Origin of the sequence: Planotetraspora thailandica, assembly GCF_016863335.1 — a bacterium.
In the GTDB taxonomy this organism is placed as follows: Bacteria; Actinomycetota; Actinomycetes; order Streptosporangiales; family Streptosporangiaceae; genus Planotetraspora; species Planotetraspora thailandica.
In genome coordinates, this window is record NZ_BOOR01000037.1 from 65,982 (window position 1) to 80,091 (window position 14,110).

The 14,110-nt window shown below is 67.1% G+C and carries 15 protein-coding genes; 10 read left to right on the forward strand and 5 right to left on the reverse strand.

What is annotated here, in order from left to right:
• The first annotated feature begins 449 nt into the window (after window positions 1-449).
• Both Pth03_RS24350 and Pth03_RS24355 read left to right on the forward strand, forming a co-directional pair.
• Entirely contained in the window at window positions 450-1,211 is a 762-nt protein-coding gene (locus Pth03_RS24350; RefSeq protein ID WP_203946691.1) for an SDR family oxidoreductase, read from the forward strand.
• 48 nt (window positions 1,212-1,259) lie between these two features.
• On the forward strand, window positions 1,260-2,039 hold the full coding sequence (locus Pth03_RS24355; RefSeq protein WP_203946692.1) for an SDR family NAD(P)-dependent oxidoreductase: 780 nt from the start codon (window positions 1,260-1,262) through the stop codon (window positions 2,037-2,039).
• A gap of 96 nt (window positions 2,040-2,135) precedes the next feature.
• On the opposite strand, the gene Pth03_RS24360 is transcribed toward Pth03_RS24355, so the two are convergent.
• Window positions 2,136-2,507, reverse strand: a complete 372-nt coding sequence (locus Pth03_RS24360) for a DUF5997 family protein (RefSeq protein ID WP_203946693.1) — start codon at window positions 2,505-2,507, stop codon at window positions 2,136-2,138.
• A 56-nt stretch (window positions 2,508-2,563) separates the two neighbouring features.
• Between Pth03_RS24360 and Pth03_RS24365 the strand changes: the two genes are divergently transcribed.
• Both Pth03_RS24365 and Pth03_RS24370 read left to right on the forward strand, forming a co-directional pair.
• A complete protein-coding gene (locus tag Pth03_RS24365) occupies window positions 2,564-3,292 on the forward strand; it encodes a LysR family substrate-binding domain-containing protein (protein WP_239119327.1) in 729 nt (242 codons plus the stop codon).
• Window positions 3,293-3,836: 544 nt separating this feature from the next.
• Entirely contained in the window at window positions 3,837-6,233 is a 2,397-nt protein-coding gene (locus Pth03_RS24370; RefSeq protein WP_203946694.1) for a DUF8508 domain-containing protein, read from the forward strand.
• A 235-nt stretch (window positions 6,234-6,468) separates the two neighbouring features.
• On the opposite strand, the gene Pth03_RS24375 is transcribed toward Pth03_RS24370, so the two are convergent.
• A complete protein-coding gene (locus Pth03_RS24375; RefSeq protein ID WP_275413190.1) occupies window positions 6,469-6,810 on the reverse strand; it encodes a mycothiol transferase in 342 nt (113 codons plus the stop codon).
• Between the two features lie 105 nt (window positions 6,811-6,915).
• Between Pth03_RS24375 and Pth03_RS24380 the strand changes: the two genes are divergently transcribed.
• Window positions 6,916-7,320 (forward strand): hypothetical protein, encoded by a 405-nt coding sequence (locus Pth03_RS24380; RefSeq protein WP_203946696.1) that lies wholly within the window; start codon window positions 6,916-6,918, stop codon window positions 7,318-7,320.
• A gap of 95 nt (window positions 7,321-7,415) precedes the next feature.
• Window positions 7,416-7,760, forward strand: coding sequence for a hypothetical protein (locus Pth03_RS24385; RefSeq protein ID WP_203946697.1), 345 nt, complete (start codon window positions 7,416-7,418; stop codon window positions 7,758-7,760).
• Window positions 7,761-7,850: 90 nt separating this feature from the next.
• Here Pth03_RS24385 and Pth03_RS24390 read toward each other — a convergent pair whose 3' ends face one another.
• On the reverse strand, window positions 7,851-8,783 hold the full coding sequence (locus Pth03_RS24390) for an SDR family NAD(P)-dependent oxidoreductase (protein WP_203946698.1): 933 nt from the start codon (window positions 8,781-8,783) through the stop codon (window positions 7,851-7,853).
• Between the two features lie 82 nt (window positions 8,784-8,865).
• On the opposite strand from Pth03_RS24390, the gene Pth03_RS24395 reads away from it, so the two are divergent.
• The 3 genes from Pth03_RS24395 to Pth03_RS24405 all read left to right on the forward strand — a co-directional run bounded on the left by Pth03_RS24395 (window position 8,866) and on the right by Pth03_RS24405 (window position 11,054).
• Window positions 8,866-9,456 (forward strand): TetR/AcrR family transcriptional regulator, encoded by a 591-nt coding sequence (locus Pth03_RS24395; RefSeq protein WP_239119328.1) that lies wholly within the window; start codon window positions 8,866-8,868, stop codon window positions 9,454-9,456.
• A 185-nt stretch (window positions 9,457-9,641) separates the two neighbouring features.
• Entirely contained in the window at window positions 9,642-10,019 is a 378-nt protein-coding gene (locus Pth03_RS24400; protein WP_203946699.1) for a PPOX class F420-dependent oxidoreductase, read from the forward strand.
• Between the two features lie 129 nt (window positions 10,020-10,148).
• Window positions 10,149-11,054, forward strand: a complete 906-nt coding sequence (locus Pth03_RS24405) for a TIGR03564 family F420-dependent LLM class oxidoreductase (RefSeq protein WP_203946700.1) — start codon at window positions 10,149-10,151, stop codon at window positions 11,052-11,054.
• An 88-nt stretch (window positions 11,055-11,142) separates the two neighbouring features.
• Here the strand turns inward: Pth03_RS24405 and Pth03_RS24410 are convergent, their stop codons facing one another.
• Window positions 11,143-12,003, reverse strand: a complete 861-nt coding sequence (locus Pth03_RS24410; protein ID WP_203946701.1) for a helix-turn-helix transcriptional regulator — start codon at window positions 12,001-12,003, stop codon at window positions 11,143-11,145.
• A 131-nt stretch (window positions 12,004-12,134) separates the two neighbouring features.
• Window positions 12,135-12,977, reverse strand: a complete 843-nt coding sequence (locus Pth03_RS24415; RefSeq protein WP_203946702.1) for a helix-turn-helix transcriptional regulator — start codon at window positions 12,975-12,977, stop codon at window positions 12,135-12,137.
• A gap of 557 nt (window positions 12,978-13,534) precedes the next feature.
• On the opposite strand from Pth03_RS24415, the gene Pth03_RS24420 reads away from it, so the two are divergent.
• On the forward strand, window positions 13,535-14,098 hold the full coding sequence (locus tag Pth03_RS24420) for a copper chaperone PCu(A)C domain-containing protein (RefSeq protein WP_203946703.1): 564 nt from the start codon (window positions 13,535-13,537) through the stop codon (window positions 14,096-14,098).
• Window positions 14,099-14,110: the final 12 nt, after the last annotated feature.

Consider the following 14,110-nt stretch of genomic DNA (forward strand, 5'->3'; position numbering starts at 1 on the left):
CCCCGGAAGACGGGGGTACTACCTCCGGCCGGAGAACAGATCAACACTGAAGGTGTCGCCGCACAGGAGAGGAGCCGAAAACGGCGATGCCGAAGACCGTGCTTGATCGCCGGCGGCACCGGCTTCTCGCCTCGTGGATCAGATAAGAGCTGCCGGGTACGGCTACGCGGTCCGCACGAGCGTGCACAGCCTCGGCTGGGAAGCAGCCGTACGCCCCCCGATCGCGACGTGCGCCGAGCGGGCGTCCCGTCGTTCGTCCGCGTGATGCGGCTGGTGGGACAGTTCGACGGGCGCACGCGATCATTCCGTCCCCAGCCTCGGCAAGAAGCACGCGGTCACCTCGGCAAGGCCGAGCGCATCCTCGCATGGAACCCCCGACGGGTAACCCAAACCATCATCGACTGCGCCCACCAGCTTGTCGCTGTCGGCGCCCTGAGCAGGAGCAATCAATGGACATCACCAACCGCACCGTCTTCATCGCCGGCGCTACCTCGGGAATCGGTCTCGAGCTCGCTCGCCGCTTCGCCGCGGCCGGCAGCGCCGTCATCGTCGGCGGCCGACGAACCGACCTGCTCGACGAACTCGCGGCTGAGGGATTCGCCACCGTTCCCATCGACGTGACCGACCAGGACAGCATCGACCGCGCCCGCGACACGATCCTCCACAGCTACCCGAGCCTCGACACGATCGTGACGATGTCCGGGGTCATGATCCCCGAGGACCTGCGCGATCCCGCACACTTCAGCGCCGGGGAAAAGACGATCGACATCAACCTCCTCGGCACCATCCGCGTCATCGACGCGTTCACCCCGCACCTGATCGGACACGGCACCGGCACCGTCATCACGGTCACCTCGGGCATCGGATTCCTGCCGTTCCCGGTCATGCCCACCTACGCCGCCTCGAAGGCCGGCGTGCATGCCTACTCCGAGGCGTTGCGCGCGCAACTGGACGGCACCGGCATCGAGGTCTGCGAACTCGTCCCCCCGGCTGTCGCCACCACGCCGGAGCAAGCACAGCGCAACCCCCGCGCCCTCAACCTGGCCGAGTTCGCCACCGAGGTGATGGACCTGCTCCAGGCCGACCCCACTCCGCACGAGATCCTCGTCAAGGGCGTGCTGATGCACCGGTGGGCCGAGCGCGACGGCACCTACGACGAGTTGGTCGCCCAGCGGTCGCAGGCACTCGCGATGCTCCCGAGCCGTCAGTAAGCACGACGGCCCACGGCCTCCAATTGATCCAATAGATAAGGAACAACAGTGAGTAAGCTCGCACTCGTCACCGGCGCCACCTCCGGAATCGGCCAGGCCTTCGCCGAACGCCTGGCCGCCGACGGCTACGACTTGGTGCTTGTAGGCCGGCGTCAGGAACGGCTTGAAGAGTTCGCCGCCTCGCGCCCCAAAATCAAGATCAAGACCGTGGCCGCTGACCTGTCCACCGCCGCAGGCATCGACACGGTCGCCGAGATCTGCGCGACCGAGCCGCTGACCATGCTCGTGAACAACGCCGGTGTCGCCCACTACATGCCGCTCGCCGAGCTCCCCGCCGGCAAGGCCGCAGAACTCGTCAGCGTCAAGGTCCTCGCCCCCACGATGCTCACCCGTGCCGTGGTCGCGGGCATGCAGGAGCGCGGCGAAGGCACGATCATCAACGTGGCCGGCATGATCGCCTTCAGCGGCCCCGCCCCGCACTCCCAGATGCCCCGCCGCGTCGTCTACGGCGGGAGCCTGGCCTACCTCGTCGCGATGTCCCAGACCCTGAGCGCAGAGCTTGAGGGCACGGGAGTCAACGTCCAGGTCGTGTGCCCGGGCGTGGTGGCCACCGAGTTCCACGAGCGCCAGGGCCTGGACATGAGCAGGGTGCCCCGCATGACGGCCGACGACGTCGTCACCGCGAGCCTGCGCGGCCTGGAGCTGGGCGAGACCGTCTGCGCCCCGGGCGTCGAGAACGCCGGCCTCCTGGACGCGGTCTTCCAAGCCGACCTCGCCGCCTTCGGAGCGCAGAGCCCCGAGCTCGCCACGCGCTACCGGGCCGCCTGAACGGCACGGCCGTCGGCCCAACACCCCCACGCCGGGCCGACGGTCACGTCAACGCGTCTGGGGTCGGAGATGTGCAGGATCTAGGATCTCAGCTGTCTAGCGTTGCTTGAGACGGAGTGCTTCTTTGCGGACCTCGGCCTGGATGGACCGCTCGCGCTCCAGCCACTCCGGGTTCTCCGCTTTCAGCGCATCGATCTCAGCGGTGGTGAGCGGTCCGTTGATCCCACCTCTGGTCAGGCCAGAAATGGAGACTTTGAGCTTCGCGGCGATGACCTGCTTGGGGTGCGGGCCGTTGCGGCGCAGGTCAACGAGCCAGGCGGGTGGCGTCGACTGCAACTCGTTCAGCTCGTTCCTGGAGACGACACCCGCCTGGAACTCGGCGGGAGTGGCCGAGAGGAGGACACCCAGCTTCTTGGCCGCGGTCGCGGGCTTCATCGTCTGGATGGTCTTCGGTTTGGGCGAGGTCATGGACGTCAAGGGTAGTCAGTCGGAACGGGTTCCCATGACATCGGTAGCCTGGTGAGGTGACTGATGGGGAGACCGGCAGGGCGTTTCGGCTGGCGTACGTGCCCGGGGTGGCACCCGCGAAATGGGTCAACATCTGGACCGAGAGGATGCCCGACGTACCGGTCACCCTGGTCGCGGTTCCCGCCGCCGAGATGGTGGGACTCCTGCGGAATGGCGGCGCCGACGCCGGATTCGCCAGGTTGCCGGTCGACCGGGACGGGCTCAGCGTGATTCCTCTTTACGTGGAGACCACCGTGGCCGTGGTGCCCAAGGACCACGCGGTGGCCGCCGCCGACGAGGTGGCCATCGCCGACCTTGTCGACGACGAGGTGTTCCATCCTCTGGACGACACCATCGAGTGGACGGTCCGGCCCGGGCTGCCCGCGTTCACCCGCCCGGCCACAACGGCGGACGCGGTCGAGATGGTAGCGGCCGGCACCGGGATTCTCCTGGTTCCGCAGTCGCTGGCACGCCTCCACCACCGTAGGGATCTCACTTACCGGCCGGTGCTGGACGCGCCGCAGTCTCAGGTCGCGCTGACCTGGCCCACGGATGCGACCACTGACCTGGTGGAAGATTTCATCGGCATCGTCCGCGGCCGGACAGTGAACAGCTCGCGGGGTCGTACCCCTGCCTCCCCAGCGGAGAAACCAGCACGGCGGCAGGCACAAAAACCCGCGCAGAACGGCTCCGCTCGCCGGGCCGTGCCAGCCAGCCGTAAGAGGAAGGGCTACCGGTCTCGGTGACCTGCAGCCCCGAACCTCCGGTTCGGAACCCGCTTGGGAGTTATTGACGCAAACCGCGGCATGCATCGGCGAGAGGCACTGAGTGCCGCTACGTGCACTCCCCCCGTGCTATTTGGTGATCTCCGCTGCGGTTCCGCGTAAGCACTTCTGCTGATTCCTCCCTCGTCCGATTCGCCGTCCGCCAATAGACCTGCGCCCGCTCGACTCCCCGAAGCGCCGCAGAGAGCGTCAAGATCGAGATCGACGGTCGGGACGCCGCCTGCGCCAAGCTGCTCCCCAGAAGGCACCGTCCCCACGCGAGATCGCGGCGGTAGCGGGAGGCGACACCTAAGACCCTCCTGAACATTCCGCTAACGCAGCGTGTCCCTCTTGCACGTACACGTAACGGGTGGCGGCATTTAGGCGATTTTCCCTAGGCCCTTCCCCGCAGAAGAGAGAGTCCTGGCGCCCCCGATCCCAATGCCCCTGATGTTCGATCTAGGAGCAAAATCCTGTGGCAATCCCCAGAACACGTCGGCTTATCGCGGCGGCGAGTCTGCCGCTAATGGTCGCGGCGACCATGGCACTACAACCCGGCACCGCGAACGCCCTTTCGTCCGACGTCGTCATCTCCGCTGTGTACGGCGGCGGCGGCAATGCCCAAGCCGTCTTGAAGAACGACTACATCGAGCTGGCCAACACCACCGACCACCCCATCGACGTCTCGGCCTGGAGCGTCCAGTACGCCTCGGCTGCGGGCGCCGTCTTTCAGATGACCAATCTGACCGGCAGCATCCCCGCGCACGGCAGGTACCTGGTCCAGGAGGCTGCGGGCGCCAGTGGCACCCTGGCGCTTCCCACGCCTGACGCCATCGGCTCGATCCCCATGTCCGCGACCTCCGGTGTCGTCGCGCTGGTCACGGCCCAAATCCCGCTGGTGGGCTGCGGCATCAGCTGCGCGACTGCTCCGAACGTCAAGGACCTGGTCGGTTACGGCGCGACCGCGAACGTCGAAACGGCCGCCGCGCCCGGGCTCACGAACGCCACGGCCAACGCCCGCACCGGAGCGCTGATCGACACCGACAACAACGCCGCCGACTTCACCGCCGGCGTGCCGAAGGCCACCAACTCCGCGGGTACCACGGTCACCGCGGACGACTCGGGCGGCCCCGGCGACCCGACCCCCGGCACCGTCCGCATCCATGACATCCAGGGCACGGGCCGGATCTCCCCGATCGTCGGGCAGAACGTTACGAACGTCCCGGGCATCGTCACGGCCGTCCGGGTGACGGGCAACGCGCGCGGTTTCTGGTTCCAGGACCCCAGCGCCGACGCCGACGCCCTGACCAGCGAGGGCATGTTCGTCTTCATGGGCTCGACGTCGCCGGCGGTGGCCATCGGGGACTCCGTCCTGGTCTCCGGCCGCGTCACCGAGTTCCGCCCGGCCGCGGGCGCGCAGAGCCTCACCGAACTCGGCGGCACGATCACCACCACCAAGCTCAGCAGCGGCAACGCGCTGCCCGCGGCCGTACCGGTCGCCTTACCCGACGCCTACACCAAGAGCGGCAGCCTCGAGGCCCAACCTTTGGAGCCGTCCTCCTACGTGCTGGACTGGCTGGAGATCCACGAGGGCATGCGGGTCACCATCGCCCAGGACACCCGCCTGGTCAGCCCGGTCAACACGGAGTTCTCCGAGCTGTGGGTGACCCTCAAGCCGGGCCAGAACCCGACCCCGCGCGGTGGCTCCATCTACAACAGCTACGACGATCCCAACAGCGGCCGGCTGATGATCGTCGCACTGAACGGCGCGCCCGCCGCCAACGTCGGCTCCACGCTGGCCGCCGGCACCACTGGACCGGTGGACTACCAGTCGTTCGGCGGTTACGTCGTGCAGGCCACCCAGCTCGGCACGATCACCGAGGGCGGCCTCAAGCGCCAGAAGGTGCTCCCGTCGAAGAAGAAGCACGACCTGTCCGTCGCGACCTACAACGTCGAGAACCTCACCGCCACCGACCCGGACACCAAGTTCACGCGACTGGCCGAGGCGGTCGTCACCAACCTCGGCGCGCCCGACATCCTCGCCCTGGAGGAGATCCAGGACAACAACGGCACCACCGACAACGGCGTCGTCGCAGCCGATCAGACCGTCGCGAAGTTCACCGCGGCGATCCGGGCCGCTGGCGGTCCCAAGTACGCGTGGCGCTCCATCGACCCGAACAACGACACCGACGGCGGCGCACCCGGTGGCAACATCCGCCAAGGGTTCTTGTTCAATCCCGGGCGGGTGACGTTCGTCGACCGCCCCGGCGGTGACGCCAACACGGCCGTGTCCGTCGTCCGCAAGCACGGGGCCGGCAACCAGATCTCCCTGTCGGTCTCACCCGGCCGGATCAACCCGACCAGCGACGCCTGGGCCACCAGCCGCAAGCCACTCGTCGGCGAGTTCCGCTACCACGGCAACCAGCAGTTGTTCGTCATCGCCAACCACTTCAACTCCAAGGGCGGCGACGCCCCGCTGAGCGCCGCCGTCCAGCCGCCGGTCCGCAGCACCGAAGTCCAGCGCATCAAGCAGGCCACCGAGGTCCACAACTTCGTCAAGGACCTCTCCGACAAGAGCGGCGGCCGCGCCCAGGTCATCGTCTTGGGCGATCTCAACGACTACCAGTTCAGCCCTGCCCTCCAGACCCTCACCGGCAACGGCACCGTGCTGAAGACCCTGATCGACACCCTGCCCGCCGACCAGCGCTACAGCTACATCTTCGACGGCAACTCCCAGGTCCTCGACCACATCCTCATCAGCCCCGCCATCAAGGGCTACTCCTACGGCGTCGTCCACATCAACGCCGAATTCTCCGACCAGGCCAGCGACCACGACCCCCAAATCGTCCGCATCCTCACCGGTTGCAACGGACACCGGCTCCCCGCTCGCTGCCTCCCCGGCAGCCCCGTAGTAAACGAGTAACGCAAAAGCGCCCGCCCTGAAGGGCGGGCGCTTTTCTCGTTCCACCGGCTGGAGCCCTGGCTGGTTTGGGCGTCCCAGCCCCGAAACGTGGAAGCAACGTGTGGGCTCCGGAGGCTGCGTGAGTGGCAACCCGTCTGTACCCCGAGGTATCGTCCTCGCCGGATACAACATGGCTCTGCCCTTCAGGGCGGTAGCGCACCCGTGGCCCCCGCCACGACATCGACACGCGCGGAGCCTAATTGATCGATGTTTGACCGCCTGTGGCGGCAAAGGTGTCCGCTGCGGCTTGGATTCGAGTGACGTACCGCTTCCACTCCTCCGCGTCGAACATGTCGTGGTCGGACCCGCCGTGTCCGTCGATCATTTCCCGCACGATGTCCGCGTGACCGGCATGCTGGGCGGTCTTTGCGACCATCCGCGCCAGCAACGCCCCCAAGGTCGTGTCGCGCCGTTCCTGCGGCCAATGCGCCACCTGTCCGGGTGCGGCCAAGTCGAGTCGGACATTCAGCCGGAGCGACGTCCGCGCCCCGCGGGTGCCTACGCCATGTGACGTATCGCCCGCGCAGCCCACCTTCATCCCCGGAGGGAGCTCGGATTGCTACCAGGAGCCGACGACCGGGCCCGGCGGTACGGGCACGATGAGGTTCAAGATTGCAGGCGAGAAATAGAGCAGGTGTCGTCGATGGGGGCCATTACCCGGGTCTCGGACTCGAGCACAGGGCTGCTGCGGACCGTGCTTGTTGTCGACGCGGCGGTCTGCTTCGGCGCCGCGCTGTTGAACTTCGGCCTCAAGGTCCCGCTGGGCCTCACCACGTTGCGCTTCGCCGATTCGATCTGGCAGGCGGGAACGGGCGAGGCCGTCATCGGCGCAGCGCTGTTCGCGGCAGGGTTGACCGGAGGTCGCCGCTTGTCCTGGGCGGCGTTGGTGATGTCGGTGCTGGGCATAGCCATCGGCCTCACATCAGAACGAGTGCAGGGAGCCGCCCGCGACCTCCATGCTGCCATGGTCCTGCTCGCCGTCCTCGTGTTGGCGCTGCTGCTGGTCGACGGCCGGCGGAATCGGCGGCAGTCCGCGGCGGCGAAATGACCGCCAACCGGCCTAGCCGTACGGACCACGGGCGGCGGCCGCCCCCCGTGGCCGCCGGAATGTTGATGGCGCTCGCAGCGGCGGCATTCGCAATCATGTCCGTCATCCATTTCGGGGTCGACATTCCGGTCGGCTTCACCACCATCAGCGATCCCTTCGCCGGTGCCGCCCCTCCCGAGGCCGTCATCTCGGGCGTCATGGCGGTCGGCGCGACTGCCGTCTTCACCCGGCGGACGACGACCAGGAGAGTCGCGCTGGGGACGACACTGTTCGCGCTCCTGGGCACCGCCTACGGACTGACCATCACGCTCGACAGCACCCGCACCGGCGACCTCGCCTACCACCTCGGCATCCTGGCCACTCTGCTCGCAATCCTCGGCCTGCTGCTCGTGCCGGCCAGGAGGGCCGACGCCAGAGTCACGGGGAGGGAGCCAGGGTGAGGGTGGTCCCGACGATGGTGAGGAGGTTCTCCTGCCCAACCGCACACGCCGCACACGGGGAATCCGAGGGATGCGCTCGACGTGCGTGTGTCATACCGGGAACGTCACCGCGGTCAGTTCCTCTGAAATCGTCCACAGCCGACGCTGGGCGGCCATGTCGTAGGACTGTGCGCTCGACTTGACGATCTTCGGGTGCCCCTTGCTCTCTTGGAAGCCCGCGGGGCCGTAGTACTGGCCGCCTTGGACGGCCGGGTCGGTCGCAGCACGTAGCGGGGGTAGCGCCCCCATCTCGGCGGGCTGGATCAGCAATGGCCGAACCAGGGCGAACAGTGCTCGGAAGTACAGGGGCTGCAGCGAGACCGACGTTCTGGACCCTCCAGTGTCGGATCCTCCAGGGTGCGCAGCGACGGCGATGGTCTCCCCGTTTCCGGACAGCTTGCGTTGGAGTTCGTAGGTGAACATCAGGTTGGCCAGTTTGGAGTTTCCGTACGCGGCGACCCGGCTGTACTTCCTGGTCTTCCAGTTGAGGTCGTCGAAGTCGATCGGCCCGCCCTGCCTGTGCCCTGCGCTGCTGACGGTGACAACGCGAGAGCCGGGGACATGCAGCATCTTGTCGAGCAGCAGCCCGGTGAGGGCGAAGTGGCCTAGGTGATTGGTGCCGAACTGGAACTCGAAGCCGTCCACCGTGGTCCCTTGCGGGGCGTACATGATGCCGGCGTTGTTGATCAGCAGATCGATGTGGTCACGAGTGGCGCCCAGTTCGTCGGCGGCCGCGCGGACCGAGGCCAGCGAAGCGAGGTCGAGGCGTTGCACCGTGACGTCGGCGCCGGGGGTGGCTGTGGTGATCTCGGCTGCCGCTCGCTTGCCCTTGTCCAGGTCCCGTACGGCGAGGACCACCGACGCCCCGCGCGCGGCGAGCACCCTGGCGGTTTCGAAGCCGATGCCGGTGTTGCCTCCGGTGATCACGGCGACGCGGCCCCGCTGGTCAGGCACGTCTGCGGCGTTCCACCGCTGTCGGGGCATGGTTCCTCCAGATACAATCGGGGCGCTCGTTCCGCTTAGGAACATACCGGAACGCACGCCCCGCTTGTCAAGGAGAGCCGTTGTGAGTGAGAAATCCCGGCCGCTGCGCGCGGACGCCGCCCGTAACCGGGCCCGCGTGTTGCAGGTCGCCTACGAGACATTCGCCGAGGAGGGTGCGGGCGTCCCGATCGACGAGATCGCCCGCCGCGCGGGAGTGGGCGCCGGCACGGTGTACCGGCATTTCCCCACCAAGGAATCGTTGTTCCAGGCAATCGTGGCCGACCGGTTGCGGCAGATCGTCGAGTGGACGCGTGCACAGGCGGCGGCCGACCCCGGAGAAGGGCTGTACGCGTTCCTCTTCCAGATGGCCGAGCAAGGCGCGACCGATCTGGGGCTCACGGAAGCTTTCGCAGGGAGCGGCTTCGATCTGGCGGCGGCCCTGCCCGACGCGGAGAGGGAGTTCACGGGGATGATGGCCGAGATCCTCGCCCAGGCCCAGCGTGCGGGGACCGTACGGCCCGACCTGGATACGGCCGACATCAAGACTCTGATCGTCGGCCTGCAGGCGATGCGGCGCTTCCGCGGCGACAGCGAACTGATGCGCCGCGTCTACCCGGTGATCCGGGCCGGCCTGGCCGTACCGGACTCCGCCGAGACGTCACCCCGGACGTGAACTAAGTCTCTTGATAAGCGGGGCGCTCGTTCCGGTATAGTCCTAACCGGAACGAGCGCCCCGAATTTATCTGGAGGAACCATGCCTCGACCGCCGCACACAGGAGCCGACGTATCCAGGCGGCACGGCCTGACGATGCCGGAAGCCTGGAGAGGCGCGAGCTTCGCCGTCGCGGCGAGGGCGGCATGACCTGGCTGAACGAGATCATCCGCGGCCGGCACATCAGCCTGACCACCTTCCGCCGGAACGGCCGGGCCGTACCGACCCCGGTCGGGTTCGTCGTCGACGGCGACGAACTGTTCGTGTTGACGGCGCGAGACAGCGGCAAGGTCAAACGCATCCGCAACAACACGTCCGTCGTGGTCGCACCATGCGACGGCAGGGGCCGCATCGCGGAGGGCGCGCCCAGCGCGGAGGCCACGGCCCGGCTTCTGGACGAGACGCAGACGGCCCGCGTCAGGAGACTCATGTCGCGCAGGTACCCCGCGGCTCGGTTGGTGTTCTGGTGGAACCGGCTCCGTGGTGCCCATGACCGTTTGATCGGAATCGAGGTGACGCTGTGACCATCCGTCCGTGCACCGGACGCGAGGGAGCGTCGCCTGCCGAAGCAACTGTGGCGGCGCCACTGGCAGTTTCCGACCCCGGAACGTCTGATCACTGTTCACGCCGCGCGAGCCTGAGGAGCTGACCGCATGGAAATCGGACTGTCGAACTACGGTGCTGCGCCCATCCCGGAACTCCTGACGGAGATCGAGAGCGCCGCGGCGCACGGCTTCTCGCGTTTCTGGCTCGGCGAGCACGGTGGATGGGATCCGCTGACGGTATTCGCCGCACTGGGAAACCGCGCACCGGGCATCGAGCTGGCCACATCCGTCGTAGGGACCTACCCGCGGCATCCCCTCGCCCTGGCCGCCCAGGCCCTGACCACCCAAGCCGCAACCGGCGGGCGCCTGACGCTCGGCATAGGTCCGAGCCACGAACCGGTGGTCGAAAGCAGGTACGGGCTGACTTGGCAGCCGCCCGTACAGCACACACGCGAAGTTTTGGACGTCCTCGGCCCGGCCCTGCGAAGTGAGGAGGTAGAGGTCCGCGGTCGATCGATCACTGCGGTCGGCGGCGTCGCCGCCCCTGGCGTGACCCCGCCATCCGTCCTGCTCGCCGCGAACGGGCCTCGCATGCTCGCCCTCGCCGGCGAACGGGCCGACGGCGCGCTCACAATGTGGACGACGCCCCGCTTCCTCGGCGAGATCGTGGTTCCCACCGTCACCACCGCCGCAGCGGGACGGGCGGCACCGCGCATCGCCGTCGGGCTGCTTGCGTCCGTGACCTCGGACGTGAGTGGAACACGCCGGCGCGTCAACACGGACTTCCGCCAAGCCGCGACACTGCCCACCTTCCGCGCCTTGCTCGATCGGCAGGGCTCCACGGGACCGGACGACACTCTAGTCGCCGGCGACGAAACCCTCGTCGAAAAAACGGTAGGCCGCTTCGCCGACGCGGGAGCCACCGAGCTGATCATCTTCCCCGTCGGGCTCCCCGAAGACCAACACCGCACGATCGCCCTGTTCGCCGATCTCGCCAAAAGGCATCGCCGGTAGCCCGCCCTGGCCGACTGAGCAAAATAGCCGAGGAGGGCCACGTTTTCCACAATCAAGACGATTTATAACACGACGGCGTTCGCCACTTTTAGTTATGGGAAGGATGGGCCCATGTTGCGCCCCATTTGGCCAGCCGTTCCAGGGCGGAGGCGGACAGAGATCCCTGTGCGGCGGTGCAGACGAACAGGAACTGCTCGGGGTCTCCGGGGAGACGCAGAAGCTGGTAGTGGATAGAGAAGTCCCCGACTATCGGATGGTCAAAGGCAATCGTTCCCGAGGCGCGCTCATATACATGGTGAGCAGCCCATACTCTCCTGAAGTCCTCGTTTTCCAGTAACTCCCCGATCAGCTCGTTGAGCCTCGGATCGCCGGGATGACGCCCGAGGGCGAAATGGAGCATGGCGGTGACGTCGGTCGCCACGTGCTCCCAGTCGAGATACAGCCTGCGCGAGTTCGGGTCCAGGAAGAAGAATCTCGGGAGGCTGTCGTCCCGCTCCAGTCTGTCGTCCTGCCGCATATGCAGGGCCCAGAACGGCCGGTTGGCGGCCATGATGTCCAGGCAATGGCTGAACACGCACGCCGGGGTGTCGGCGTGCTCCAGGGCGTCGAGCAGCTCGCAGGTCAAGGGTGATACCCGTTGCCAGGCGCCCGCAGGGCGACGGACGGGAGCGATTATGGGGCTGGCCAGCGCAAACAGGTGATCACGCTCGCTCTGGTTCAGCCGGAGCGCGCGGGCGATCGAGTCGAGGACTACCGGAGAGGCGTTCTTGCAGCGGCCCTGTTCCAGCCGGGTGTAGTAGCCGAGGCTGACGCTGGCGAGTCGTGCGAGTTCCTCGCGACGCAGCCCTGGAACGCGTCTACGCCCTACGTCCTCCATCCCGACGTCCTCAGGATTGAGGCGGGCCCGGCGGGAGCGGAGGAAGTCCCCTAACCCCACGAGGCGGTCCATGTGTCCAGTATGTGCTCCTGGTCACACTGCGTTGGCGGGGCCCACGAACCTGGACCTCACGTAGACAGCGTCCGTCACACCACCTGGCGGGCGCTGTCGCGATCGCGCCTGATCCGCTTACCGCCGGACGCCTAAGGAACGCTCACTGGATCCGCCACCACTCGCCCGGCATCGCCATGACGCAGCCGGGCCAGCGCCCGTTCCGACGGGCTGCCTGGGTCGGTTTGGAACACGATAATCCTCTGACCGGGAGCGGAGTCGAGGCTTAACCCCTGGTAGCGCAGGGTCAGGTCTCCCGCCACGGGATGGCGGACGCGCATGGAATCACCGATATCCGTACAGACGTCATGGTGGGCCCAAATTCGTCGAAAGTCCTCGCTTGCCCCCGAGAGTTCCTCAACCAGATCCAGCAATGCCGGGCAGTCCGCTCCCGCCGTGGCGCGAAGATGGGCCACCCTGAGCCTGGCCTGCGCTTCCCAGTCCACCCATAACTCACGCACCGCAGGGTTGAGGAAGGCAAAGCGCATGATGTTGTCAGTGTGCTCAAAGCCCTCTTGGAGCGCGGCGAACAACGAATTCTGGGCGAGAACATCCAGAACGTGATTCATCACGAACGCCGGCTTATCGTCCCAGCTGTCCAGAAGCCGCGACACGTCCGGATGAACCCCAGCCATCGGCTCGGGACACCCGCGCTCACGCGTTCCCATGCGCGCGAGGAGGTGGAGGTGCTCAGTGGCCTCGGGACCCAGTTGGAAGACCCGCGCGAGGGCGTCAAGCACCTGATCCGACGGCCGGCACTCCCGGCCCTGCTCGAGCCTGGCGTAGTAATCGGAACTCACGGCCGCCATGGTCGCGACCTCATGCCGACGCAACCCTGGCGTCCGGCGGCGGTCGTTGACCTGCATCAACCCCACCTGATCAGGGGTGGTGAGCCGGCGGCGCGCGCGGAGAAACTCACCTAAGAGACTGCCCATGCTCGGGAGGGTAAGAAACAAGGCGTCAAAGAAACGCAAAGCGCCTGATCGATGGCGGGCGGGGCCAGGGAGCTCCCGGGCTTCCCACAGGCCCTGCGCCGTCCCTTGACCTGGGGTTTCCTGTCCTGCTCGCAATGGCGTCTCGCATGATCGGCCCGGACGGGTACGGCTCGGCGATCGCGCATGCACCAGTGAGACGGAGCAACTGTCGGATCCACGCTCACGACCCGCCTGGTCCGGCGGTGGAAGGTGCAACGCCGGTAATTCCGCTTCCTTACCGATCTGCGCCGTTGAGGAGCAGGCGAACGGGGAAGACCCAGGCTACTACGTAACGTAATGAATAGATACTATCCGTGACCAACAGGGCCGAGATGACCGAAGTGCTCTTCATCCTGCCTTTGCCCAGCTTGACCGGCCCGATCAGACTCGGCCTCTTGACCGTCTACCGCTGCGACCTCCGGGAAAACCTGCATAACGCTGAGACGATCGGCGCTGAGGAACTTCCGGATTACGCGAAGTTGAGGACCCCGACGAGCGAGAGCGGAGCCTGGTGAAGCATGAGCCATTACAGCAGGCCGAAGGTTCTCGTATCAGCCACAGCGGCCCTCATGCTGACCCTCTCGTCCTGCGCCCGTCAAAGCGCCGTCGGTCTCCGGGAGTCCAGCCCCAACGCGGGGGCCAGCGCGTCCGCGTACGGCATCCTGCTGAGAAATGCGTTCATCATCGGTGGTCCCGCCGGAGCCCCGCTGCAACCGGGCGCGCACGCACCCATGTATCTGATCCTGATCAGCCAGAGCGCCACGCCCGATCAGCTTGTCGCCGTGAATGGCCGGCCCACATTCCAAAGCGCCGTCATCCCTGCAGGCGGGCTCCCGATTCCAGCACGGCAGATCGTCGGCAAAGGCCCGGCCCCTGAGGTGCTGCTGACAGGGCTGACCCGTCCACTCCACAGCGGCGGCTTCGTCGCGGTGGAGTTCGTCTTCCAGAACGCCGGAACGATAAGGACCCAGGTCCCGGTACGGCCTCCCACACTGTGGCGCACCACGTACTCGCCCTGGCCCTCCCCCTTCCCGTCCCGACAGACGCCACCCCTCCAGACAGCTCGACCGGCCTCCGGTTAGCCTCCACCTCTG